The following is a 25,058-nucleotide window of genomic DNA, read 5'->3' on the forward strand; positions in this document are numbered from 1 at the left end:
CAATTGTCTTGCCCTTTATGTAAGAGGCCAAAAGGGACTTTTCAGCCCGATTGGCAAGCAGAAATTTGCGTTTCCGCAAGTTTTGACACGGGGCAAGCCGCCTCGCCCGCCGACCTGCGCCGGTTGGCGATCTTGGCGAAAGCCGCAATCGCTCTGTCGATATCCTCTTCCGTCGTCGAAAAGCCGAGCGAGATGCGCAGCGCTCCGAGCTTGGCGTCACGGCCCATCGCCGTCAGCACATGGCTTTCGCCAAGCCGACCCGATGAGCAGGCCGAACCTGCGGAAAGTGCAACGCCTTCGAGATCGAAGGCGATCTGTCCGGTCTCGGCCTTCAGCCCCGGCAAGGTGAAGAAGATCGTATTGGCGACACGCTCGCCGCCTTCGCCGTGGATCATCACGTCGGCTGCCGCCTCACGCATGCCGGCTTCCAGCCGCTCGCGCAACGCGCCGATCGCCGCGTTGCGCGCCTCGAGTTCGTCGACCGCCGCTTCTGCTGCCGCGCCGAAGCCGATCAGCGCCAGCGAATTCTGTGTCCCTGAGCGGTGACCCCGCTCCTGCCCGCCACCCTGGATCAGCGGCCTGGGCATCAGCGCCTCGCCGCGCGCAATGAGCGCGCCGGCACCTTTCGGCCCGCCGATCTTGTGCGAGGAAACGATTATGAAATCGGCACCGATCTTTTCGATATCGAGCGCGATGCGGCCGGCCGCCTGCACGGCGTCGACCACGAAGAGCCCGCCATGGGCGTGCACGATCTTTGCCGCTGCCTCGACAGGCTGCACGATTCCCGTCTCGTTGTTGACGAGCATGATAGCGACCATCGGCAGGCCGGCGGCCTTGTCATGCGCTTCGAGCAGGTGGCCGAGCGCATCGAGATCGACGATGCCAGCTTCCGTCACCGGGATCTCCGTCATCCTCTCTCTGGCGAAGCGCCCGCCTTCGCGCACAGCCGGATGCTCGATCGCCGAAAAATAGAGATGGCCAAGCCGAAGCGGCGTACGGCCCATGCGGAAATCCGACGTCAGCACCAGATTGGCGGCCTCGGTCGCGCCGCTGGTAAAGACCACATTGCCGGCATCGGTGCCGGCAAGTGCTGCCACCTTGCGCCGTGCGCCTTCGATGGCGGCGCGGGCGGCCCGGCCCTCGCCGTGAACGGAATTTGGATTGCCGAAAATGTCGATGGCGCGCATGATCGCCGCGCGTGCTGCGGGGTGCAGCGGCGCTGTGGCGTTCCAGTCGAGATAAAGGCGTGGCGGCGCCATGATCTTCAGTCCTGCGCTTGACGAGCTTGCTTCAGCATCCGCGGTTCATTTTTCTTGAAATTTCCGCCGGGCTTGCCTTATGACACATTCGACGATGCGTGGATCGCCATGCAAGTTTCGAATTGTTCTAAACTGCGTTTTAGAAAAGCTGACAACACTAGTCAAGTCATGTTGTCATCCAACGCAGCGCGAACGCGAAATAAAACCCGGAGTACCAATGCCCGAAGTTATTTTCAACGGCCCAGCCGGCCGTCTTGAAGGCCGCTACCAGCCCTCCAAGGAAAAAAGCGCGCCCATCGCCCTGATTCTGCATCCCCATCCGCAGTTCGGCGGCACGATGAACAATCAGATCGTCTATCAGCTCTTCTACATGTTCCAGAAGCGCGGGTTCACGACGCTGCGCTTCAATTTCCGGGGCATCGGCCGCAGCCAGGGTGAATTCGACCACGGCGCCGGCGAGCTCTCGGATGCCGCCTCGGCGCTCGACTGGGTGCAGAGCCTGCATCCCGATTCCAAGACCTGTTGGGTCGCCGGTTATTCCTTCGGCTCCTGGATCGGCATGCAGCTCTTGATGCGCCGGCCGGAAATCGAAGGCTTCATGTCGATCTCGCCCCAGCCGAACACCTACGACTTCTCGTTCCTGGCGCCCTGCCCCTCTTCCGGCCTGATCATCAACGGCGAGGCCGACAAGGTGGCGCCTGAGAAGGATGTCAACGGCCTTGTCGAGAAGCTGAAGACCCAGAAGGGCATCCTCATCACCCACCGCACCGTCGCCAACGCCAACCACTTTTTCAACGGCCAGGTGGAAACGCTGATGGGCGAATGCGAAGATTATCTCGACCGCCGCCTCAACGGCGAACTGGTGCCGGAACCGGCCGCCAAGCGGATTCGCTGACACCACAAATCTCAGCCTCATCAATGCCATGACGGTCCGGAACACAACCGGGCCGGCTGTGCCGGAACAGATCACCTATCGTGTTGCAATCCATGTTGCAGTGCGGTAGGGTCCTCGCGATCCTAACAAAAGCGAGGTCCGCAATGACCAAGTCGTTCGGGGAAGTCCTGGATAAGTATAGGGGAATTGGTCCGGGGTTCGATTTCCTTCGAATAGGGCTCGCCTTTTCCATCGTATTGACCCATTCCTTTTTGTTAACCGACAACAATGACTTCATCAGGCGGTCAGTATTCTGGTTCACTGAATACGCTCTTGTTCCGATGTTCTTCGCTTTGAGCGGATTTCTGATCGCCGGCAGCGCCCAGCGCCTGAGTCTCCGGAATTTTCTGATCAACCGAGGCTTGCGCATCGTCCCGGCCCTTGCCGTCGATATAGTCGTTTGTTCGCTGATCATCGGGCCGATCATTACAGTCGTTTATCATTCCGAATATTTTACCGATCAGCGGTTTTTCAAATACTTCCTGAATATCGTCGGCTGGATCCATTACGAGCTTCCGGGCGTTTTCCAGGATAATCCGAGCCAGCGTGTCAACGGCGCTCTGTGGACGGTTCCCTGGGAAATCTTCTGCTACATCATCATGTCGTTCCTGATGATCACCGCCATCGTCAAGACGCGCTACAAGCTGCTGGCGGTGACGATCGCCTACATCGTCATCGGCCTTATCGTGCAGAAGATGCCCTATCTGTTGCCAGGCTCGATCAAGCCGATCGCTCGCTTCCTGTTCATGAGCCGCGGCTCCCAGCTGATAACGGCCTTCATGATGGGCATCGTCGTCTTTCAGTTCAAAGCGGTCATTCCGCATTCCCGCTGGCTGTTCGCCGCCGCCAGCCTGGTTTGCATCGTCGCGATTCTCACCCTCGACAGCAGTGCGACGGAATCGGTGCTCAACCGTCCCCTGGTCATCACCTCTCTCGTCTACATCACCGTCTTTATCGGCCTGTCCGAGGTGCCCATCCCGGCCTTTTTCAGGAAAGGCGACTATTCCTACGGCGTCTATCTCTATCACGACCCGTTTTTGCAGATCTGGATCAGCTCGTTCCCATCAGTGTTTCTCTACCCAAAATACGGTGCACTGGCGCTCTATCTCGTCGGCCTGCCATCGGCTCTCGCCGTTGCGGTGCTGTCCTGGCATTTCATCGAGAAGCCGATCCTCGGCCTTCGCAAGAAATTCTCGTTCATCGCCCAGGTCAGGGGCGTCGAGGATGGCAATCAGGCTGGGCGCGAATCCCATGTCCGGCCGGTCGCCGTAAAGAGTTAGAGCTTTGTCGGCCGCATACTGGCGATGAGTTCGAAAGCCGTCCCAAGCACTCCATCGATCAAGATCGGCGCGCGTTCCCGCATCCCGATCTTCCTCAGCACACGCTGCGAAGCGATGTTTTCGGGATGCGTGAAGGCGATGAAGCCCGATGCAAACCGCCGTTCGAAGAACCAGTCGGCCAACGCGCTCGCCGCTTCGGTCGCCAGGCCCTTGCCCCACGCCTCCTCGCGCAGGGAATAACCGAGTTCGAATTGCTCGTTCCCGAACTTCGAAATCCCCGCGCGGCCGAGGAAGCTGCCATCCTCGGCGAGGAGCTTGTATTTGGTCGTGCCGTCGCGCGCCTGCTCCTCGAACCAGCCTCTCAGCCGCTGCTCAGCCTTCTCGAGGCTCCACGGCGCATTGCCGGACAGATATCGGGTCGTCGCCATCGTCGAATGCAGTTGCTGCACCAGGGCCGCATCGCCTTCGTCCCACATGACGAGGCTCAGCCGTGGCGTCTTCAGCATGACCCGCTGCTCTCTCATGGCGTTGCCAGCACCCCGCCGCTGACGGGGGTGTCGACGCCCGTCGTGCCGGGGAATGTCAGCGGCAATCCGTCCAGCGACCGGACGGCGAGATAGGCCCAGGCCTCGGCTTCCATCGCATCGCCGTCGAAGCCTGCCTCCTCGGCGCTCAGTACCCGCGAGCCCAGCCTTTCGGCCATGACTGAGAACTCTGCCATGAGAGTGGCGTTCAGGCGCCCGCCGCCGCAGACGATATAGATCGCTGGGGTCTCGGGCAGGAAACCGGCGGATTTGATGATCGAGGCGGCGGCGACATGCGCCAGCGTCCGGGCGCCGTCTTCAAGGCTCGCCGCCTCGGGCCGAAGCGGCGCGAAATCGCCGCGGTCCAGCGACCGGCGAACATTGCCGCGGAAGAACGGGCTTTGCAGATAACGTTCCGCCAGGCTGGCCACGACCTTGCCGCGTCCACCGATCTCGCCCCCAGGGTCATAAGTTTTGCCGGTCTGCATCTCCACCCACTGGTCGATCAGCGTATTGCCCGGACCACTATCGAAAGCCGATATCCGGCCATCCGTGCCGATAAAGGTGAGATTGGAGATGCCGCCGATATTGACGAAGCACACCGCCTGTCCCGCCTGCTGGAATTTTCCCGCAAGTGCTGCGTGATAGGCCGGCACCAGCGGCGCACCCTGCCCGCCATGAACCATGTCGTTGGCGCGCATGTCGTAGACCACAGATATGCCGGTTCGGCGCGCCAGTTCCCCACCGTCGCCGATCTGGATCGTCAATCCCTCGTCAGGGCGATGAAGCACCGTCTGGCCATGGAATCCGAGGATATCGATTGCATCGGCAGAAAGCTCGAAACGTTTCATGAATGCCGTAACGGCAATTGCATGCCGCACAGTCAGTTCAAGTTCGATGGCGCGCAGCTCGGCGGGTCGTTCGCTCCTGTCGGTCAGTGGACGCGACAGTTCCAGCGCCCGTTTGAGCTGCCCGCGAAAATCCGCGTCATAGGGCACGCCCATGAACGGCCCGCGCTCAATGAAGCCGCGGCCGTCGGTCCTGATCAACGCGACGTCGATTCCGTCCATCGACGTGCCGCTCATCAGCCCGATCGCGGTCCTGATGACATCCATGAGGCTTGCCTCCCATGCGATTCCCGGATGCACTTTTGTAAAAACAGTGCTAAACGCGCCGCGACAGATCAACAACAACGAACTTGCGCGAGGCCCAGATGGGCGAGCGCAGATATCAAGAGACGAAGGCCATGTCCGAGTTCAAGTCCGATTTCCTCCGCACGCTGAAAGAGCGCGGCTTCATTCATCAGATCTCCGATGAAAGCGGCCTCGACGACCTGTTCGCCAAGGAAACCGTGACGGCCTATATCGGCTATGACCCGACGGCATCCAGTCTTCACGTCGGCCACCTGACACAGATCATGATGCTGCATTGGCTGCAGGCGACGGGCCACCGCCCGATTTCGCTGATGGGCGGCGGCACCGGTATGGTCGGCGATCCCTCTTTCAAGGAAGAGGCGCGCAAGCTGATGACGATCGAGACGATCGAGCAGAATATCGCCTCGATCAAAAGCTGCTTTTCGAACTACCTCGATTACAGCAGGCCGGGCACGGCCGCGCTGATGATCAACAACGCCGAGTGGCTGCGCTCATTGAATTATCTGGAGTTCCTGCGCGATGTCGGCCGCCATTTCTCGGTCAACCGCATGCTTTCCTTTGACAGTGTGAAAACGCGCCTTGACCGCGAACAGTCGTTGTCCTTCCTGGAATTCAACTACATGATCCTCCAGGCCTACGATTTCGTCGAGCTTGCCAAGCGCTACGATTGCCGCCTGCAGATGGGCGGTTCGGACCAGTGGGGTAATATCGTCAACGGTATCGATCTTGGTCACCGCATGGGGACACCGCAGCTCTATGCCCTTACCTCGCCGCTGCTGACGACGTCGTCCGGTGCCAAGATGGGCAAATCGGCTTCAGGCGCAGTCTGGCTGAATGCCGATCTGCTGCCTGTCTACGACTTCTGGCAATATTGGCGCAACACCGAGGACGCTGATGTGCCGCGCTTCCTCAAGCTCTTCACCACGTTGCCCATGGATGAAATTACACGGCTTTCGGCGATCGGTGGTTCGGAGCTGAACGAGGTCAAGAAGATCCTGGCAACCGAGGTTACCGCGATCCTGCACGGCCGCCCGGCCGCCGAGCAGGCCGCTGAAACCGCGCGCAAAACCTTCGAGGAAGGCAGCCTCTCGGAGAACCTGCCCTCGGTCGATATCCCTGCCACCGAACTCGACGGCGGCATCGGCCTGCTGTCGCTGATCGTTCGTGCCGGCCTTGCCTCGTCGAACGGCGAAGCTCGCCGTCACGTTCAGGGCGGCGCAGTCCGCATCAACGACGAGGCCGTTAGCGACGAACGCAAGATGATCGGCAGCGGCGAAATCACCGCCGACGGCGTCATCAAGCTCTCGCTCGGCAAGAAGAAACACATCCTGATCCGCCGCGCGGCGTAAGCGGCTTCAATTCCGAACCGATACGGAAGCCGGCGCCCGCGCCGGCTTTTTTCTTTGCCTCACTATTCGGGTCGGCGAGCAAGATCATTCAGCTCCCCGCCGGTATTCCGCGTCATCTCGTTTGGTCTCTCGGAGAAGATAGCCGGCGGATCGGCGCCAGAAGCAGGCTTCACCCGCGACCACCAGCTGATCGAGAAGATCGGCGGCGTCATCATTGCGTCCAGGGGAACCATCAGAACGTGGTCGGAACGGATGACCGCCTCTTGCGATTTCAGCCGCGCGCTCTTTTCCGCAGAAAACGACACGTCGGAAATCGTGACGGCCATCATGGCGGCCGATGCAAAAGAAACTGTCCGGGCGCACCGCATCGCATCCTCCGACATTGCACCGACCGTTGCTTCCCGGCCGGGGCATTATAGTACATCAGATTTTCCTAAAATAGGCAAAGCATCACTGCCGGATTTGTCAGCCTGGCTTGGAATCGGTTTTGACGAAGAGGAGCCTGCGCATTTTCTACTGCGAAGTTTAGCGACCCACATACCGAATGCTTTATCGGAACCTTTTCCGCCCGCCGGGATTTGCGACCAGATTGGATTGGAGCCCCGGCATGATCAACGACCTCTGGTATAAGAACGCTGTCATCTACTGCCTGTCCGTCGAGACATTCATGGACGCGAATGGTGACGGCGTGGGTGATTTTCAGGGCCTGATGCGGCGCCTCGATTATCTCTCCGGCCTCGGCGTGACGGCGATCTGGCTCATGCCGTTCCAGGCGTCGCCCGGTCGCGATGATGGCTACGACGTCTCCGACTATTACAACGTCGATCCGCGCTATGGCTCGCTCGGCGATTTCGTCGAATTCACCCACGGCGCCAAGCAGCGCGGTATTCGGGTGCTGATCGATCTGGTGATCAATCATACATCCAAGGACCATCCCTGGTTCCAGGACGCCAGGAGCGATCCGCGCTCGCGCTATCGCGACTGGTATGTCTGGTCTGAGAAAAAGCCTGATAATGCCGATCAGGGCATGGTCTTCCCGGGCGTCCAGAAGACGACCTGGACCTATGACGAAAAAGCCAAGGCTTATTATTTTCACCGCTTCTACGATCACCAGCCCGATCTCAATACGTCGAACCCCGAGGTGCAGGCGGAAATCCTCAAGATCATGGGCTTCTGGATCCAGCTCGGCGTCTCCGGTTTTAGGATGGATGCGGCCCCATTCATCATCGCGACAAAAGGCGCCGACGTTACCAAGCCTGTCGAGCAGTTCGATATGCTGAGGAAATTTCGCGAATTCCTGCAGTGGCGCCTGGGCGATTCCATCATCCTGGCAGAAGCCAATATCCTGCCGAAGGATAATTTCGAATATTTCGGCGATGATGGCGACCGCATGCAGATGATGTTCAATTTCCAGGTCAATCAGGCGCTGTTTTATGCTCTCGCCAGCGCCGATACGCGGCCGCTCAAGAAGGCCATGGAGGCCACGAAACCGCGCCCGGCGACCGCGCAATGGGGCCTCTTCCTCCGCAACCATGATGAACTGGATCTCGGCCGGCTGACGGAAAAACAACGCGGCGCGGTATTTGCCGCCTTCGGGCCTGAAAAGGACATGCAGCTTTACGACAGGGGCATTCGCCGTCGCCTCGCGCCCATGCTCGGCGGCGACCACCGCAGGATCGAAATGGCCTACAGCCTGCTGTTTTCGCTGCCTGGAACGCCCGTCATCCGCTACGGCGACGAAATCGGCATGGGCGACGATCTGGGCCTGCCCGAGCGCAACTGCGCACGCACGCCGATGCAGTGGTCGACCGAACCGGAAGGCGGGTTCACCAAAAGTGAAAAGCCCATCTCGCCCGTCATCAAGGACGGCCCCTATGGCTTCCAGCATGTCAACGTTGCCGAACAGCGGCGCGATCCCAATTCCTTGCTGAACTGGACCGAGCGGATGATCCGGATGCGCAAGGAAGCCCCTGAGATCGGCTGGGGCGACTTTTCTGTGATCGACACCGGGAATGACGGCGTGCTGGCGCTTCGTTATGACTGGCGCGGCAATTCCGTGTTGATCCTGCACAATCTGCATGCGCAGCCGGCGGAAGTGACCTTCGATCCCGATAGAGGCGAAGACGGGCGGCTATTGATCGATATCGCCGACGGCGCGAGCAGCACGGCAGACGAGAAAGGATTTCATACCGTCATGCTCGATGCATACGGCTATCGCTGGTATCGCGTCGGCGGTCTCGACTATCTCCTGAGGCGGACGGAGATTTAGCTACGTCTCGCCACGACCTCTGCCGTGACCGTTTCCCGCCTCACTGGAATTCGAAGATCTGCCGGAAAACACCAGGCGCGATGATCGACAGCGGGTTGATCTGCAGGTTCGGCTGGTCGAACTTGCCGGTCAGCTTGAAGGTGATGCCGATCAGGCCGCGGTCGCTGCCATTGCCGAGGATGACGCCGATCAGCGGCAGTTCGGCAAAGAGGCGGTTGAGGCCGTAGGCCGGCATGAAGGTGCCGGTCATGTCCATGTTGCCCTTGCGATCGCGCACGATGCCCTGGAAGGTTGCGCCGATCTGGTCGCCGCGCAATACGCCGTTCTCGATGCCGACCATGCCATTGCGCGACACGACACGGGCAAAGCCGCGCTGGAAGCGCTGCGACGAGGTATCGATATCGCGCTTGACCGCTTCGTTGAGGCTGCGCTGCTCATTCCCGACCGGTGTAGAGACGATCGACCGCAGCCGTTGTTCGTTAACGATCGCGAAGCGGCGCACATCGAGCGAGCCGTCCCAGCCGCCCTCCGCCCCCAGCCGGATCGCCAGATTGAGCAGGCCGCCCTGCATGTGCTGGTAGAGATCGGCGAAGCGCGATACCGCGCCGGCATCGCCGCTGGTGATGTTGATGACGCCGCCGTCCTTCATCTGGCTGACCACGGCCTCGCCACTGTCGGTAACAGCGGAGAAATTGAGGGCCTGCAGCTTGTCGCCGCGCAGTGATATTTGTGCCTGGAAATTGCCGACCTTCTCGTCGTTGAAGCCGATAACGTTTTTCAGCCTGGCGCGCACCGATACGCCGGCGTCGCCGGCATCCCCGTCACCATCGCCGTCCGAGCCCGATTTCAACCGCTGGATGACCGGCCGCGCATCGGCGCTGTCGCCGGAGACCGAAACGTCGAAATTGCCTTTGCTGCGCTTGACCGAAAGGGCGAAATCGTCGAGCGAGGAGAGCTTGACGCTGTCGAAATCGGCCGAGATCAGCCCGCCCTTGCCGATGTTCAACGATCCATTGGCGCCGAAACCATCGCCCTTTAATCGAAAATTCTTGATCTGGGTATTGTCGGCCGGACCGGATGTTTCGAATTCGGCCGTGGCGGCAATGCCGCTGCCCTTCGACCAGCCGATCCACGGCAGGTCGAGAAGCGACCTGGTGAGGTCGAGCTGGACGTCCTGGCGGTCGTCGTCGATCCGCGTCAGCACCATCTTCACGCTGCCGCCGACGATGCCGGAAAGGCCGGGTATCAGCTTGTTGCGCTGGTCCTCGGAAAGCGTCGCGGTGATCACCCGTTGTTTGGCCGCTGTGTCGGATGCCTCGACCGGTTCGGTAAGATCGATATCGGCCGGAACACCGTCGATCTGGGCTTTGGCGTCAAGCGTGATCCGCTTCGGATTGCCGTTCAGCGTGCCGTCGAGATTGCTGATCATCCTGCCGGAAAACGGCTTAGCAAGATCGATATCGGTGAGCTTCATTGCCGCCGTCCATTCGGCAGGCGGCGGGTTTTGCGAGGAGAGCAGGCCGAAATGGGCCTTCACATTCGCCTCGATCCGGCCCTTGAGATCGTCTGGCGTAAAGCCGGCGCGCTGCAGCACCCGGATCGGCCGGTAGGTCAGAAGCTCGCCGACGGCGTCCGCCGCCCCGGAGACCGCAAGATCGATATCGGCCATCAGGGGTTTATCGTAGGTGGCAGGCAAGATGAACGTCCCCTGCCCGAGACCGACGGACCGGCCGGAGGGGAAATAGGAGGTGCCGCTCTTGATCGCGATCGTCGCAACCGGGCCGGTCAGGTCGAAATGCGCTGACGTGTCGCGGATCGGCGGTATGTCGCCGGCGACATTCATCCGCGCCCCCGTGATGTCGAAGTCGATGCGGATCTGGTTGGCGTCGAGCTTCAATCCCTTGCCGCCGGCTGCCTCGTCCAGCCTGCCGAAGGGAATGAAGACGGAAATGGCGGCGTCGGTGACGGTGCCGCCGAAGAGATTGCCGTGCACCCAGGTGCGCACCTTGGGCGCCATCCAGAACGGCCAGAGCTGCTTGATTGCCACCGTCTGCAACTGTGCCGATTGGCCGGCGAAGCTGATCTCCGGCGATTTGTCGCCGAGTTTGACATCAAGTGATCCGTAGAGCGCACCGAGCGGGCTGGAAACGGTTATGTTGGGAAACTGGAATTCGCGGCTGGCGACCATATAGCGCCCGGTCGCCTGGATGTCGAAGGAGAGCGGCTGTTCGCCGGAACCGCCGGGCGCTGCCGTGCCGCCGCTGACGAGCAGGTCGATGCCGAAGCCTTTGCCCGCCTGCGGGTCGAGCTTATCGAGATCGATCAGCGCGCCGTTGATGGGAAGCGTGGTCGCGCCGAATCGGGCGTTCGATCGGGCGATCTCGATCGTCTGCTTGGAGAAATCATAGACGAGATTTATTTGGCCGCCCGACAGCTGCTGCGGATCGCCATCCGCATAGATCAGGCCGGGATCGATGGCGATCGTCGCCGCAAGCGCCGGCTGTACACCATCGCGCGCTCTGGTGGCCGACACCGTCAGATCGGCAAAGGCGCTGAGCCCCTGCCGGATCACGCCCTGATCGTTGCGTTTCAGCGCGAAGGGCGTGAGGTCGGCATGCTTGAGTGTCGCCACGACCTTCGACACGTGGCCGTCTTCCTTGTCGGCCAGCACGTCGAGCTCCGCCACCTCGCCGTTCAGCGCGACTTCGCCGGTCAATTGCAGCGAGGACGGGCCGGCATGGGCAAAGACGAGATTATCGATGACCAGCGACAGCGGACCATTGGCGGTATCGGCAAGCTTGATGTCGATGCCGGAGATGCGCACCGAATTGGTCGCGCCGCGCGTGACGATGCTGTCGAACATGTCGAACTGCGAGAAGAGCTTCTCCATCGCCGCCGGCATGGCGTCGATGCGCAGATCGTCGAGCTTGACGGGATTGCCGGAGGGCAGAAGCGCGGTATCGAGCGCGATATCCTCCGCTTCGATGTCCGCAACGGCGATGCGGCCGCGGAAAAGCTGCAGCGGATCGAGCCCCATGCGCACCGAACCCGTCGTCGACAGATGCTGGCCGCTCTCCTGGTCGATCATGTTGACGTTGCGCGCTTCCAGCGCCAGCCGGAAATCCGAGGTGAAGCGGATGACGGTGGAGCCGACCTCGGCGCGGTAGCGCGGTCCGGCCACGCCATTCAGCGCCGCCTGCGCCTGCTGCGACAGCGGCTTGTCGAACATGCCGCTCTCGACCGTGAAAACGATGCCGGCGAGAATAACGAGGATCAGCCCCAGAAATCCTGAGGTCAGCTTCGCCGTCCGGCGCATCGGCGAACGCGGCGGCGGGCAATGAACGATGATCGGATCCTCGGCCTGGGCGGACGGCAAGCGGTCCAGCGCAACGATATCCTTCTTGCGAAACGTGACCTTTTCGCCGCGGATGGCTGACATGCGCCCTTGGGCTCTCCCTTTAAGTGAAGAATTGAACCCGGCCATGCTGGACGGGTATCCGTCCACTATATAATTCGGGGAGAGAAAGTGTCATCCACAAACCCGGCAAAAGAAAGGTTTTCCTAATGGCGGTTCCCGGCATCGGCGTTTCGGCTCCTGATTTCAACCTTCCCCGCGACGGCGGCGGCCGCGTTTCGCTGGCCGAATTCCACGGCAAGCCGCTGGTGTTGTTCTTCTACCCCAAGGACGACACGACGGGCTGCACCGCCGAATCACTGGCTTTCACCGCCTTGGCAGCCGAGTTCGAAGCGGCGGGTGCTGCCGTCATCGGCATGTCGCCCGATTCGGCCGCCTGCCATGACAAGTTCATCAAGAAGCACCGTCTTTCGGTGGCGCTCGCCTCGGACGAGGAAAAGACGACGCTGCAGGCCTATGGCGTCTGGAAGGAAAAAAGCATGTACGGCCGCAACTTCATGGGCGTCGAGCGCACCACTTTCCTGATCCGCCAGGACGGCACGATCGCCACCATCTGGCAGAAGGTGAAGGTGCAGGGCCATGCCGAAACCGTGCTCGAGGCCGTCAGGAACCTGGCGGCTTGACCGGAGACCTCACGATAACCTCGCTGCGCGGCGGCGCCATCGATGCGATCTCTTCCCCCGATCTCGACCGCAAGACGGCACTTGCGCAGGAAAGCGCCACCCGCTGGTTCGCCCGCCGGGTGTCGCTGCGCTCGCCGCTCGATGCGGCCCTCCCCGACAGGCCCGGCCGTCCTGAGAAACCGATGCTGACGCCGCCGACCCAGGTGGAGAAGCGCTCGCTGCATACGCTCAAAGGGCGGATCGCCCTGCTGCACGCCATCGCCCATATCGAGCTCAACGCCGTCGATCTGGCGCTCGATATCGTCGCGCGATTCGCGACCGAGCAGGTGCCGAATTCCTTTTTCGACGGCTGGATGCTGGTCGCCTTCGAGGAGGCGAAGCATTTCCGCATGGTGCGCGCCAGGCTCAACGATCTCGGCGCCGATTATGGCGATCTGCCCGCCCATGACGGGCTCTGGCAGGCCGCCCATTCGACGCGCAACGATCTGACGGCAAGGCTCGCCGTCGTACCTCTGATTCTGGAAGCCCGCGGCCTCGACGTTACGCCGTCGCTGCAGGCGAAGATGCGCCAGACCGGCGATCTCGAAAGTGCAGCGGTCCTCGACGTCATCTACAATGACGAGAAAGGCCATGTCGCCGTCGGCGCCAAATGGTTCCGCTTTCTCTGCGCCCGCGAGAAGCGCGATCCGGCAAAAGCCTTCCAGGAGCTGGTACGCGCCAATTTCCGCGGACCGCTGAAGCCGCCCTTCAACGATCTCGCCCGCGCCGAAGCCGGCTTGACGCCGTCTTTCTATCGCTCTCTGGCATCGATCAGCCACGCTTGAAGTCACTGAAATTTATGATGCGACGGCGACAATGAAAGCATTCATTAACCATAACGGTGTCTAATTTCCGAAAGAGGCGTAGAGCATCAATCGGGAGAGCCTGCGTGAACAGCGGACATCAGCACCGGGTATTCGGCAGGCGGGCGAAGGAACATATCCTCATCCTCGCAAGTGGCGACAAGGTCCGCCATATGACGGTCCGGCCGTGGATGGCTGCGCTGGCCTTCTGCTTCGTCGGCGTCTTCTCGATAGGCTACCTCCTGGCCACGTCCTATCTCGTGCTGCGCGACGACCTGATCGGCGCCACCATGGCCCGCCAGGCCCGCATGCAGCACGATTATGAAGACCGCATCGCCGCCCTGCGCGCGCAGGTCGACCGCATCACCTCCCGCCAGCTTCTCGACCAGCAGGTGGTCGAAGACAAGGTCGACAAGCTGATGGAGCAGCAGATGGCGCTCACCTCGCGCCATGGCAAGCTCGACAACCTGCTCGACCGAGCCGAAAGCTCCGGCCTGACGGAAAAGGACGGCGGCCCGCCTGCACCGTCTTCGCCCGTTCAGTCCTATGCACCCAATATCAAGGACAAGCGCGCTTCGCTCACCGGGAGCGGCATCGAGGCGATCGAGAAACAGCTGGCGAGCGGCGCACCCGCCGATGCGACGCCCGACAATTCGACCCTTGCCTATGTGCCGGCCACCGACACGGTCGGCGACCGTGCCGACCGCATCTTCTCCAAGGTGACGCTGTCGCTGAAAGATGTCGAACAGGATCAGCGCAGCCGTGTCGAACAGTTGACGAGCGATGCCGGCAATGCCGCCAACGCCATCGAGACCGTGCTGACCCGCTTCAAGATTCCGATGCCCGAGACCGCTGCCAGGAAAGACGACGACGATGCCGTCGGCGGCCCCTATGTCGAGCCTGAAAGCAACGACGGCTTCAACAATTCGCTGGCAGCGCTCGACGGCGCGCTGACCCGGCTCGAAGCCGTGCGCAGCACTGCCGAATCCCTGCCCTTCCGCAATCCCGCTATCGGCAAGGACGTGACCAGCCCCTTCGGCAATCGCCGCGACCCTTTCCTCGGCCGCCTGGCCCTCCATTCCGGCATCGACTTTCGCTTTTCGCCGGGCGAAAGGATCCGCCCGACGGCGCCCGGCAAGGTGATTTCGGCCGGATGGACCGGCGGCTACGGCAACATGGTCGAGGTCGATCACGGCAACGGCATCTCGACGCGCTACGGGCATATGTCGGAGGTTCTGGTCAAGGTCGGCGACACGGTCGACCGCAACGACGTCATCGGCCTTGCCGGCAGCACCGGCCGCTCGACGGGCACGCACCTGCATTATGAAGTGCGCCAGGACGGCCATGCCGTCGATCCAGTATATTTCATGAATGCCGGCCTTAAACTCGCCACCTATATCAAGTAACTCCTGCCCGGTAACCAACGCTTCACTCTGCAATGGGTGCGGCGTCTCTATTTCTTGACTTGCCGGCCATTCGGGGCTATGTCGCGCTGCATTGCGGCATGCAATCCCGCCGACTCGTTCAGAGCTCGGCCGAACGGAATGGAAACAGTTTTCCCTTTGACGACATTTGCTGACCTTGGCTTAAGCCAAAAAGTGCTATCCGCTGTTACGGACGCGGGCTACACGATCCCAACGCCTATTCAGGCGGGAGCCATCCCGTTTGCGCTCGAGCGCCGCGATATTTGCGGTATCGCGCAGACCGGCACTGGCAAGACGGCATCCTTCGTGCTGCCGATGCTGTCGCTTCTGGAAAAGGGCCGTGCGCGTGCGCGCATGCCCCGCACGCTGATTCTCGAGCCGACACGCGAACTCGCCGCTCAGGTCGCCGAGAATTTCGAGAAATACGGCAAGAACCACCGCCTCAACGTCGCCCTTCTGATCGGTGGCGTTTCCTTCGAGGACCAGGACCGCAAGCTCGAACGTGGCGCCGATGTGCTGATCTGCACCCCCGGCCGCCTGCTCGACCATTTCGAGCGCGGCAAGCTCCTGATGAGCGGCGTCGAGATCCTCGTCATCGACGAGGCCGACCGTATGCTCGACATGGGTTTCATCCCCGATATCGAGCGCATCGCCAAGATGATCCCGTTCACCCGCCAGACTCTGTTCTTCTCGGCAACCATGCCCTCGGAGATCCAGAAGCTCGCGGACCGCTTCCTGCAGAATCCCGAGCGTATCGAAGTCGCAAAGCCGGCTTCCGCCGCCGCGACCGTGACACAGCGTTTCGTCGCTACGCACGGCAAGGATTACGAAAAGCGTGCCGTCTTGCGCGAACTCGTCCGCGCCCAGACCGAACTCAAGAACGCCATCATCTTCTGCAATCGCAAGAAAGATGTCGCCGACCTCTTCCGTTCGCTCGAGCGTCACGGCTTCTCGGTCGGCGCCCTGCATGGCGACATGGACCAGCGTTCCCGCACGATGACGCTGCAGAGCTTCCGTGACGGCAATCTCCAGCTTCTGGTCGCTTCCGACGTCGCCGCCCGCGGCCTCGATATCCCCGATGTCAGCCACGTCTTCAATTTCGACGTGCCGATCCATTCCGAGGATTACGTCCACCGCATCGGCCGCACCGGACGTGCCGGCCGCTCGGGTGCCGCCTTCACTCTCGTCACCAAGCGCGACACGAAATTCGTCGATGCCATCGAGAAGCTGATCGGCCAAACGGTCGAATGGCTGAGCGGTGACCTGACGTCGCTGCCGCCGCCGGCAGAGGACAGTCGGGACAGCGAACGCCCGCGCCGCAACAGCCGCGAGCGTGGCGCCAGAGATGGTGCAGGCCGAGATCGTGCGCCAAGAGAGAATGGCGACAAAGATCGTGGACGCGGACGCGGCAATCGCGCCGCCGCGAGTCATAAATCTGATAACGACATACAGGATAATGGCGTCGACGTGATTGAAGCAGCACCAGTAAAGGCCGACATCGTGAAGAACGAGCGCAAAGCAGAGCAGAAGCCGCAGAACAATGCGCGCAACAGTCGGCCTTACCCGGCAAACGACGACAGCCGCGATCGCCGCCGCCATCGCGACCACGACGACGGTCCGACCCCTGTTGGATTCGGCGACGATATCCCCGCCTTCATGCTGATCGCCGGCAGCGCCAAGGTCTGAGCATTGCCATGGGCAAGCCCGGTCTCGATTTTCCGGGCTTCGGCGTCGGCCTGGTGATTCTGCGCGACGCCAGGATCCTTCTTTACAAACGCATGCGTCCACCTGAAGCCGGCTATTGGAATATCGTCGGCGGCAAGGTCGATCACATGGAGCCGGCGGAAGCAGCCGCGCGCCGCGAGGCCGAAGAAGAAACCGGCCTGACAATCGGCCGCATCGAACGAATCGGCATGACCGAACAGATCATCGATGCCGACCGCCAACACTGGATCTCGATTCTCTATCTCGCTCGCGATGTCGAGGGCGAGCCTCAACTGACCGAACCGGACAAGCTCTCGGATTTCGGCTGGTTTCCCCTGACGGATTTGCCCGACCCGCTGTCGGCCTTCACCAAAGCCGCCATCGCAGCCTTGCCGCCCGGTGAACGCGGCTAGCTATTCGGCGCGAAGCGACGCCTCATAGGCAAGCCGCACCCATTTCGCCATCAGATCGGGATCGTCGTAGGCCTCGTCGGGGATCGACCAATAGGGCATTTTTACCGGCTTGCCCTTCTTGCCCTCATAGGTCCATTGCGTGGCGCCGGCAGCGGCAAATTCCGGGGCGCTCGTCTCGTCGGCCTTCAGCAGCATCTCGTCGCGCACTTCGAGTGCGATGATGCGCCCGAGATGATAGATGCCCTTGCCGCCGAACATCCGCTTGACCGTGACCGGGCCAAGCCCCTGAAACATTTCCTCGATCCCGGCATTGTCCATTCTCTATTCCCTCGAAATCCCGGCCACCCTAGCACGATGCGTAAATTCAAAGTGTTAGAGCGTCCTTTGCGCCTCCGAAAGGACGCACGGCGCTCTAATCACAGCGCGTGATAATCCCGGTTCATATAGATGAGCGCCGGGTGTTTTTCGCTGAAGCGGACAGCCGCGACCTCGCCGAAGATGACATTGTGCGTCGGCATTTCCTTGATATCGATCACCCGGCAATCGAAGGCGGCAAGCGCGTCGGCCAGCACCGGCGCACCGGTGGCAAGCATCTCGAAACGGGCACTGGCGAAACGGTCGTCATTGGCAAGCGCCGTGCGCCCGGAAAAGGCATCGGCAACACTCTGATGATGGGCGCCGAGCGTGTTCAGCGCGAAGATGCCGCTGCGGAAGAAGATCTCGTTCTTTGGATTGGTGTTGTTGAGGCAGATCAGCACCGAGGCCGGATTGTCCGAGACCGAGCAGGCGGCGGTGATGGTGACGCCGCGGCGCAGCTCGCCCATCGCCGTCGTCACGAGCTGTACATGGCCGGCATAACGGCTCATGGCATCGCGATAAAGGCCGGGGTCGATATGCTGCCTGTTCAACACCTGCTTCTCCCGTGCGCGCTTATTCTGCCTTGATCGACTTGCTATCGCGCCAATATGGCGAGCATCGGTTACCTTTTCTACAATAGGACCGGTGAAAAGCGCCGTGTTGCGCTTGTTTTTCTTTGACGATCGCGGCCTTGCAGATAAAAGGGCATGGACGATGGCTAGGGATCTCCGCCTTTCATGATCAACCTGCGTGGCATAGCAGCCTGTCTGGCGCTGCTGGGAGCGGCGGCTGAAAGCCATGCGGCCGGCGTGACGATCGGCGTCGTCGCCCCTCAGAACGGCCCGCTCGCCCTCCTCGGCGCCCAGATTGCCGCCGGCGCCGGTTTCGAGATCCAGCAGTCCGGAAATACCCTCGTTGCCATCAACGAGACCTGCGAGGAGAATAGTGGTGCCGCGGTCGCCGATGCGCTTGTCAATGCCAAGGTGCAGGTCGCGGTCGGCTTTCTCTGCAGCGAGACGCTGGAAGACGCACTGCCGAAGCTGAAGGATGCCAATATTCCGGCGATCACCGTCTCGGTGCGCTCCCGCATCCTGATGGAGGATGCGCTGAAGAACGGCTGGCCGCTTTTCCGGGCGGCGCCCGCCGACGGCGCCGAGGCGGCAAAGGTCATCGAGGTGATCCTGAAGGACTGGGCCGCCGATCCGATCGCCCTGATCGAGGACGGCACCATTCATGGCCGCGAACTGACGGAAGCGGTGCGCAATGCGCTGGAGCAGAACGGCCTGAAGCCGGTCTTTACGGACACCTACCGGCCGGGACAGGAACAGCAGATCGCCCTCGTCCGCCGCCTGAAACGGGCCGGCGCCACCAGGGTCTTCATCGGCGGCGACCGCAACGATATCGCCGTCATTGTCCGCGACGCCAAGGCGGAGAACATCCAGCTGTCCATCCTGGGCGGCGATGCCATGCGCGCTGCCGACCAGCCGCTGCCGCTTGATGCCGGCGTGCGCGCCGTCGCCCTGCCCGAATACGCCATCCTGCCGGAAGGCACGACTGCGGCCGAAGCGCTGCGCGCCAAAGGCATCGAGCCGGAAGGTTATGTCCTGCCGTCGCTGGCCGCCGCCCTCATTGCCGGCCAGGCGGGACAAGCCGCCGCTGCGGCGGGCAAGCCACTCCAGGAGGCACTTCTCGGCACGACATTCCAGACGCCGATCGGCACTATTGCCTTCACCGATGCGCATGAACTTTCGCAAAACCCCTACCGCCTGCTCGAATGGCGGGGCAACGGCTTTTTTCCACCTGCCGCGCCGACGCAATGAGCGGTGCGCCTGCCTTGAATTCAGGCCCCGCGCTCTGGCGCCCCATACGGAGTAACATTTGATGACGCTGCCCATTCGCATTGCCCCCTCGATCCTCGCGGCGGATTTCGCCAGGCTCGGCGAGGAGGTGCGCGACGTGACGGCCGCCGGCGCCGACTGGATTCATCTCGACGTGATGGACGGGCATTTCGTGCCGAACATCTCCTTCGGCCCCGATGTCATCAAGTCGCTGCGCTCCTATACATCAGCCACCTTCGACTGCCACCTGATGATCTCCCCGGTCGACGACTATCTCGAAGCCTTCGCCAAGGCCGGCTGCGACCGCATCACCGTCCATGCCGAAGCCGGACCGCATCTGCATCGCTCGCTGCAGACGGTCCGCAATCTCGGCAAGAAGGTCGGGGTGACGATCAATCCGGCGACACCGCTCAGCGCCATCGAGAACGTGCTCGACGATGTCGATCTCATCCTGATCATGTCGGTCAATCCCGGTTTCGGCGGACAGAAATTCATTCCGGCTATGGCGGCGAAGATCGCGGCGGCGAAGTCACTGATCGGTGATCGGCCGATCGAACTCGAGGTCGATGGCGGCGTCACCGTGGAAACGGCGCCTGACATTGCGCGGGCCGGCGGTAACGTCCTCGTTGCCGGCTCGGCAATTTTCAAGGGCGAAACGGTCGAGGATTATCGCCGGACTGTCGCCGATCTGCGTCAGGCAGCCGAAGGGGCACGCGCATGAAAAAAAGTCTGATCGTCGGCGGCATCATTGCCGCAGCACTTGCCGGCCTACCCGGCCTGTCGCTTGCCGGCGACATCGCCAATATCCAGCCGATCGGCTTTTCCGCCGACGGCAAGGTCTTCGGATTTCAGGAGTTCGGAATCGAGGAGAGCGGCAACCTTCCCTACTCCAACACCTATTTCATCGATACCGAAAACGGCCACTATCTCGAGGGCACGCCCTTCCATACCGAGCTGACCGACAAGGACGCCAATCTCTCCAAGGCGCGGCGGCAGAACCTGACGGCGGCGCGCAGCCAGATGGACAAATACGATCTCCTGACCAATCCCGGCCTGATCGCCGCCTTCAATCCGCCGACCGAACTCGGCTCGCCCTCGAAGACGATCCGCTACACGACGCTTGCGACCGACGGTCCGCCGAAATCGCCCTATACGCTCTCGCTCGGCGAGATGCCGGTCCCGACGCCGAAGGATTGCGCCGCGGTCGATAAGCGGGTCATCGGCTTCAGCCTGCAGATGATCGAGAAGGAAGGCGCTCCGAACCGGCAGGCGGCGCGCCAGGCCACCGCAGTTCCGGCCGAGCGCGCATGTTCGGTCGAATACCGGATCGGCGGTGCTGTGGTCTATCAGCCGGAAGGCGGAAACCAGGTTCACATCGCCCTCGTCCTGGCATTCGATGCCGACAGGAACGGACGCTGGATCGCCGTTCCGGTTCATCCCTGAGCATGGATCGCCCGAGGACGGATCGCCCCCGGATGGACCGTCTAAGAGCTGCACGGCCGCCCTACCCCGATCTGATTGCCGGCGCGTTCCTTTGGGGCATGCAGATGCTTGCCGCCGCCATGCTCGGCCTGTACCTGCGCAACGGCCTGCAGACGAGCCGCCTTGCCGAGGTCGCAGCACTCTATTTTGCCGGCGGCCTGTTCGCGTGGCCGTTCGCCCTGCCGGTCGCCCGCTTCCTCGCCTTTGATAGGCCGCTGGAAACGCGTTTTGCCGCTTTTTTCGTGACGCTGACAGCGGCCACGATCTTGATGACCGCCTTTCTCTTCGCCATGGAATACCGGATGTTCTATTCGCGCTGGCATGCGCCCTTCGGCAGTATCGTCTGGGCTTTCCAATTCGTCTTCACCAGTATCAGCGCAGTCTATCAGTTCCTGGTGATCGGCCTGCGCCTTTTCCTGCCGCTCGGCCTCGTCTGCCTTGTCGTTAGCAGCTATCATCTTGCCAAACGCATGCGTTGAGATTGCCGCCGGTCTTTGCTACACGGGCGCTAACCTCGATGAATCCTCTTTGAAGTGAAAGCAGCCGCCCATGATCCCGCGTTATTCCCGGCCTGAAATGGTCGCCATCTGGTCTCCCGAAACCAAGTTCCGCATCTGGTTCGAGATCGAGGCGCATGCCTGCGACGCGCTGGCCGAACTCGGCGTCATCCCGAAATCGGCGGCAAAGACGATCTGGGAAAAAGGCGGCGCCGCCACCTTCGACGTCGACCGCATCGATGAGATCGAGGCCGTCACCAAACACGACGTCATCGCCTTCCTCACCCATCTCGCCGAGATCGTCGGCCCGGATGCGCGCTTCGTCCACCAGGGCATGACCTCGTCCGACGTGCTCGACACTTGCTTCAACGTCCAGCTGGTGCGCGCCACCGACATCCTGCTTGCAGATATCGACCGGCTGCTCGAGGCGCTGAAAAGCCGCGCCTTCGAACATAAGGACACCGTCACCATCGGACGTTCGCACGGCATTCACGCCGAGCCCACCACCTTCGGCGTTAAACTGGCGCTCGCCTATGCCGAATTCGAGCGCTGCCGCCAGCGCCTCGTCGCCGCCCGCGAGGAAGTCGCGACCTGTGCCATATCGGGCGCCGTCGGCACCTTCGCCAATATCGATCCGCGCGTCGAGGAACATGTCGCAGAAGCCCTTGGCCTCAAGGCCGAGCCGGTCTCGACGCAGGTCATCCCGCGTGACCGCCACGCGATGTATTTCGCCACGCTTGGCGTCGTCGCCTCGTCGATCGAGCGGCTGGCAACCGAGATCCGCCACCTGCAGCGCACCGAGGTGCTGGAGGCGGAAGAATATTTTTCGCCTGGCCAGAAGGGCTCCTCGGCCATGCCGCACAAGCGCAACCCGGTTCTGACCGAAAATCTCACCGGCCTTGCCCGCATGGTCCGCTCCTATGCCATGCCGGCGATGGAAAACGTCGCCCTCTGGCACGAGCGGGATATCTCCCACTCCTCGGTCGAGCGCATGATCGGCCCCGATGCCACCGTGACGCTCGACTTCGCCCTGTCGCGGCTCGCCGGCGTCATCGAAAAGCTGCTGGTTTATCCCGAGAATATGGAGAAGAACCTCAACAAATTCCGCGGCCTCGTCCATTCGCAGCGCGTCCTGCTGGCACTGACCCAGGCCGGCACCTCCCGCGAGGATGCCTACCGCCTCGTCCAGCGCAATGCCATGAAGGTCTGGGAACAGGGCAAGGACTTCCTGGAAGAACTGCTTGCTGACGCGGAGGTCCGTGCTGCGCTTTCCGAGGAGGATATTCGGGAGAAGTTCGATCTTGGCTACCACACCAAACACGTCGACACGATCTTCCGGCGTGTGTTTGGCAACGCGTGAGCGGTTCGGGATCAACGATATGGCGGCGCCCTTGCAGGCGCCGTTTTCATATCTAGCCTTTCTCCAGCGGCTGTTGTTTTTGCTTCGGTACTTTGGCAGCCACAGAGCGTTTGCGCGCCTCCGCCTTCTTCGACGGCGCCCTATTTGCTGCTTCGATTGATTCCGCTGTCCTGCAAGCCTCCGTCTCACCCCTGCCCTTTGCGGCCTTGGCGACCAACTCGTCGAGACGTTTCAGCTCTTCCTCGTCGAGATTCTCGATACCGATGAAACGGTTCTCGGCATGGCTGGTCAGGATGATTTCGTTGAGCTTGGCCTGGATCGCCCGTGTGTCGCGCGTCTGGGCGTTCTGCAGCACGAAGACCATCAGGAAAGTGACGATCGTCGTGCCGGTATTGATGACCAGCTGCCAGGTTTCCGAATAATCGAAGAAGGGGCCGAGTGCCGCCCAGATGACGACGGCGATCAGGGCCAGGATGAAGATGACAGGCTTGCCCGCCCATTCCGATACCTTGGTTGCGAAGTGGGCAAACAGATGCTTCATCGTCACCTCAAAGATCCTCCCTCGACGTCCCCGGAGCATGATGAGTCGACGACATCATGCTCTCGGCTAAACAAACTCCGAGGCAGGTTCGAGGTTCCCAGGGTATCCCAGATTCCACCTGGGATCCTGGATTTCCCCCAGGGATCTCCGGGATTCCTCGCAGGCGAGGCCGTGGTTATGCTGTGACTTCCCCTTCCCGCCCAATCAGCTTGCGATAGAGATGCCAGGTCGCATGGCCAAGGATCGGGATGACGAGCGCAAGCCCGGCAAAGACCGGGATCGTGCCGATGACGAGGAGTGCGGCAACGATCAGGCCCCAGAGCAGCACCGGAACCGGATTGAGAATCGTCGCACGGATTGACGCAGTGACGGCGGCGACCGCCCCGACATCGCGGTCGAGCAGCAGCGGAAAGGTGATGACGGTCATCGCCAGCACGACGAGCGCAAAGACGAAGCCGATGAGATTGCCCCAGATGATCAGCTGCATGCCCGCTGACGTGCTGAAGACCTGGCGGAAGAAATCCGCCATGCTGCGCGGAAAGACCTCGCCGAGCAGATTGCTGTAGAGCGTCTGTGCCGTCACCAGCCAGACGACGAAGAGGCCGCAGAGCATCAGCCCGACCGCCACAATCGACGGCAGTGCCGGCGAATGGCGCACATCGAGCGCATGCGTCCAGGAAGCGTCGAGGCCGGCCTCACGCCGGCGGCTTATTTCATAGAGGCCAATCGCTGCGATCGGGCCGATCAGCACGAAACCCGCCATCAGCGGGAAGACCATCGGCAAAAGGTTGGCGCCCGAAGTCCACAGCGTCAGGAAGACGCCGGCGATCGGATACATCAGGCACAGGAACACATAGTGCGACGGCTTCTCCATGAAATCCTCGTATCCGCGCTTCAGCGCGTCGAAGACGTCAGCGATACCGATGCGATTGACGACGGGCCGCGCGAAGCTTTCGCTGGCACCCGTCATGACATGAAATGCCGCCATGGCTTTCTCCTCCTCAGCCGAGACCTGGTCGGCGGCGGTAAGCATCGGCGGGCAAGCCGACACGAAATCCGCAACCGGCACTGGAGCAATATAACAACTTTCAACGCCCGTGTCGCTCTCTCCCTTGACATCCCCCTCTTGACATCTTGGACAAGCTTTCTCACATCGGCGGCACTATGAAAGCCTCAGACGCAGATATCCTCATCATCCCCGGTTACACCAATTCCGGCCCGAGCCACTGGCAGAGCCGCTGGGAGGCAAAACTCAGCACGGCGCGCCGCGTCGAACAGGCCGAATGGACGAAGCCTGTCCGCGAGGATTGGATCGCCCGCATCGCCGAGGAAGTGAACGCCTCGACCCGCCCGGTCGTTCTCGTCGCCCATTCGCTGGGCGTGCCCTCGGTGATCCATGCCATCCCGCATTTCCGCAACCGGGTGGCGGGCGCTTTCCTTGTCGCCCCGCCCGATGTCGCCAATCCCGATATCCGCCCGAAGCACCTTATGACTTTCGGTCCCTATCCGCGCGATCCGCTGCCCTTCCCGTCGATCACGGTCGCGAGTCGCAACGATCCGTTCGGCAGCTACGACCATGCCGACGATATTGCCAGCAGTTGGGGCTCCTTCCTCGTCGATGCCGGCGAGTCCGGTCATATCAATGCCGATTCCGGTCACGGCCCCTGGCCCGAAGGCACCATGGTCTTTGCTCAGTTCCTCGGCCGGCTCTCCGCCTGATTGCGGAAAAGACGCCGCCTCGCTTGTTGAGCAGGTGCTTTCTAAGTCTTTCTTAATGGAATGACAGCAGACTG

At 61.6% G+C, this 25,058-nt stretch carries 24 protein-coding genes; 15 read left to right on the forward strand and 9 right to left on the reverse strand.

The window, feature by feature from the left end; translation table 11 throughout:
- Window positions 1-41 precede the first annotated feature (41 nt).
- Window positions 42-1,259 (reverse strand): cysteine desulfurase family protein, encoded by a 1,218-nt coding sequence (locus A6U98_RS04190; protein ID WP_064648204.1) that lies wholly within the window; start codon window positions 1,257-1,259, stop codon window positions 42-44.
- Between the two features lie 217 nt (window positions 1,260-1,476).
- Here A6U98_RS04190 and A6U98_RS04195 point away from each other — a divergent pair, with 217 nt between their 5' ends.
- Window positions 1,477-2,154, forward strand: a complete 678-nt coding sequence (locus A6U98_RS04195; RefSeq protein ID WP_003540001.1) for an alpha/beta hydrolase — start codon at window positions 1,477-1,479, stop codon at window positions 2,152-2,154.
- 143 nt (window positions 2,155-2,297) lie between these two features.
- Entirely contained in the window at window positions 2,298-3,473 is a 1,176-nt protein-coding gene (locus A6U98_RS04200) for an acyltransferase (RefSeq protein ID WP_064648205.1), read from the forward strand.
- Here A6U98_RS04200 and A6U98_RS04205 read toward each other — a convergent pair.
- Complete coding sequence (locus A6U98_RS04205) at window positions 3,470-3,997, reverse strand: GNAT family N-acetyltransferase (RefSeq protein WP_064648206.1); 528 nt, start codon at window positions 3,995-3,997, stop codon at window positions 3,470-3,472. The two genes, A6U98_RS04200 and A6U98_RS04205, sit on opposite strands and share 4 nt — an antisense overlap.
- Window positions 3,994-5,112: an anhydro-N-acetylmuramic acid kinase gene (locus tag A6U98_RS04210; RefSeq protein WP_064648207.1), complete on the reverse strand. Its 1,119-nt coding sequence runs from the start codon at window positions 5,110-5,112 to the stop codon at window positions 3,994-3,996. The genes A6U98_RS04205 and A6U98_RS04210 overlap by 4 nt, the downstream gene beginning before the upstream one ends.
- Window positions 5,113-5,243: 131 nt before the next feature.
- On the opposite strand from A6U98_RS04210, the gene tyrS reads away from it, so the two are divergent.
- The gene (tyrS, locus tag A6U98_RS04215) at window positions 5,244-6,500 is read left to right on the forward strand and encodes a tyrosine--tRNA ligase (RefSeq protein ID WP_064648309.1); all 1,257 of its coding nucleotides are present in this window, start codon (window positions 5,244-5,246) and stop codon (window positions 6,498-6,500) included.
- Window positions 6,501-6,562: 62 nt separating this feature from the next.
- Here the strand turns inward: tyrS and A6U98_RS38105 are convergent, their stop codons facing one another.
- Entirely contained in the window at window positions 6,563-6,883 is a 321-nt protein-coding gene (locus A6U98_RS38105; RefSeq protein WP_064648208.1) for a hypothetical protein, read from the reverse strand.
- Window positions 6,884-7,107: 224 nt separating this feature from the next.
- On the opposite strand from A6U98_RS38105, the gene A6U98_RS04225 reads away from it, so the two are divergent.
- Window positions 7,108-8,769, forward strand: coding sequence for an alpha-amylase family protein (locus tag A6U98_RS04225; protein ID WP_064648209.1), 1,662 nt, complete (start codon window positions 7,108-7,110; stop codon window positions 8,767-8,769).
- Window positions 8,770-8,809: 40 nt separating this feature from the next.
- Here A6U98_RS04225 and A6U98_RS04230 read toward each other — a convergent pair whose 3' ends face one another.
- Complete coding sequence (locus A6U98_RS04230; protein ID WP_064648210.1) at window positions 8,810-12,208, reverse strand: AsmA-like C-terminal domain-containing protein; 3,399 nt, start codon at window positions 12,206-12,208, stop codon at window positions 8,810-8,812.
- A 125-nt stretch (window positions 12,209-12,333) separates the two neighbouring features.
- On the opposite strand from A6U98_RS04230, the gene A6U98_RS04235 reads away from it, so the two are divergent.
- From A6U98_RS04235 to A6U98_RS04255, 5 genes are all read left to right on the forward strand, one after another.
- The gene (locus tag A6U98_RS04235) at window positions 12,334-12,807 is read left to right on the forward strand and encodes a peroxiredoxin (protein ID WP_012757610.1); all 474 of its coding nucleotides are present in this window, start codon (window positions 12,334-12,336) and stop codon (window positions 12,805-12,807) included.
- Window positions 12,804-13,631, forward strand: coding sequence for a ferritin-like domain-containing protein (locus tag A6U98_RS04240; protein WP_064648211.1), 828 nt, complete (start codon window positions 12,804-12,806; stop codon window positions 13,629-13,631). Before A6U98_RS04235 ends, A6U98_RS04240 begins: the two co-directional genes overlap by 4 nt.
- Before the next feature lie 104 nt (window positions 13,632-13,735).
- Window positions 13,736-15,055 (forward strand): peptidoglycan DD-metalloendopeptidase family protein, encoded by a 1,320-nt coding sequence (locus tag A6U98_RS04245; protein ID WP_064648212.1) that lies wholly within the window; start codon window positions 13,736-13,738, stop codon window positions 15,053-15,055.
- Window positions 15,056-15,193: 138 nt separating this feature from the next.
- On the forward strand, window positions 15,194-16,759 hold the full coding sequence (locus A6U98_RS04250; RefSeq protein WP_082933841.1) for a DEAD/DEAH box helicase: 1,566 nt from the start codon (window positions 15,194-15,196) through the stop codon (window positions 16,757-16,759).
- 8 nt (window positions 16,760-16,767) lie between these two features.
- Window positions 16,768-17,190: an NUDIX domain-containing protein gene (locus A6U98_RS04255; protein ID WP_064648214.1), complete on the forward strand. Its 423-nt coding sequence runs from the start codon at window positions 16,768-16,770 to the stop codon at window positions 17,188-17,190.
- Here the strand turns inward: A6U98_RS04255 and A6U98_RS04260 are convergent, their stop codons facing one another.
- Window positions 17,191-17,508: a TfoX/Sxy family protein gene (locus tag A6U98_RS04260; RefSeq protein ID WP_003540033.1), complete on the reverse strand. Its 318-nt coding sequence runs from the start codon at window positions 17,506-17,508 to the stop codon at window positions 17,191-17,193. It lies immediately after the preceding gene.
- A gap of 98 nt (window positions 17,509-17,606) precedes the next feature.
- Window positions 17,607-18,101 (reverse strand): flavin reductase, encoded by a 495-nt coding sequence (locus tag A6U98_RS04265; protein ID WP_064648215.1) that lies wholly within the window; start codon window positions 18,099-18,101, stop codon window positions 17,607-17,609.
- A 183-nt stretch (window positions 18,102-18,284) separates the two neighbouring features.
- On the opposite strand from A6U98_RS04265, the gene A6U98_RS04270 reads away from it, so the two are divergent.
- The 5 genes from A6U98_RS04270 (at window position 18,285) to purB (ending at window position 22,724) form a co-directional block, all read left to right on the forward strand.
- Window positions 18,285-19,367 carry a branched-chain amino acid ABC transporter substrate-binding protein gene (locus A6U98_RS04270; RefSeq protein WP_064648216.1) on the forward strand — a complete coding sequence of 361 codons (1,083 nt, stop codon included), beginning with the start codon at window positions 18,285-18,287 and terminating at the stop codon, window positions 19,365-19,367.
- Window positions 19,368-19,428: 61 nt separating this feature from the next.
- Complete coding sequence (rpe, locus tag A6U98_RS04275) at window positions 19,429-20,106, forward strand: ribulose-phosphate 3-epimerase (protein WP_064648217.1); 678 nt, start codon at window positions 19,429-19,431, stop codon at window positions 20,104-20,106.
- Window positions 20,103-20,828, forward strand: coding sequence for a DUF2259 domain-containing protein (locus A6U98_RS04280; RefSeq protein ID WP_064648218.1), 726 nt, complete (start codon window positions 20,103-20,105; stop codon window positions 20,826-20,828). The genes rpe and A6U98_RS04280 overlap by 4 nt, the downstream gene beginning before the upstream one ends.
- Window positions 20,829-20,860: 32 nt before the next feature.
- Window positions 20,861-21,346: a hypothetical protein gene (locus A6U98_RS04285; protein ID WP_156667810.1), complete on the forward strand. Its 486-nt coding sequence runs from the start codon at window positions 20,861-20,863 to the stop codon at window positions 21,344-21,346.
- 70 nt (window positions 21,347-21,416) lie between these two features.
- Window positions 21,417-22,724 carry an adenylosuccinate lyase gene (purB, locus tag A6U98_RS04290; protein WP_018072252.1) on the forward strand — a complete coding sequence of 436 codons (1,308 nt, stop codon included), beginning with the start codon at window positions 21,417-21,419 and terminating at the stop codon, window positions 22,722-22,724.
- A 52-nt stretch (window positions 22,725-22,776) separates the two neighbouring features.
- Here the strand turns inward: purB and A6U98_RS04295 are convergent, their stop codons facing one another.
- Window positions 22,777-23,265, reverse strand: a complete 489-nt coding sequence (locus tag A6U98_RS04295) for a low affinity iron permease family protein (protein ID WP_064648220.1) — start codon at window positions 23,263-23,265, stop codon at window positions 22,777-22,779.
- A 175-nt stretch (window positions 23,266-23,440) separates the two neighbouring features.
- On the reverse strand, window positions 23,441-24,253 hold the full coding sequence (locus A6U98_RS04300) for a DUF2189 domain-containing protein (RefSeq protein ID WP_064648310.1): 813 nt from the start codon (window positions 24,251-24,253) through the stop codon (window positions 23,441-23,443).
- 176 nt (window positions 24,254-24,429) lie between these two features.
- Here A6U98_RS04300 and A6U98_RS04305 point away from each other — a divergent pair, with 176 nt between their 5' ends.
- Window positions 24,430-24,984 (forward strand): alpha/beta hydrolase, encoded by a 555-nt coding sequence (locus A6U98_RS04305; protein WP_064648221.1) that lies wholly within the window; start codon window positions 24,430-24,432, stop codon window positions 24,982-24,984.
- Window positions 24,985-25,058 lie beyond the last annotated feature (74 nt).

Source organism: Rhizobium sp. WYCCWR10014 (genome assembly GCF_001657485.1).
GTDB lineage: Bacteria > Pseudomonadota > Alphaproteobacteria > Rhizobiales > Rhizobiaceae > Rhizobium.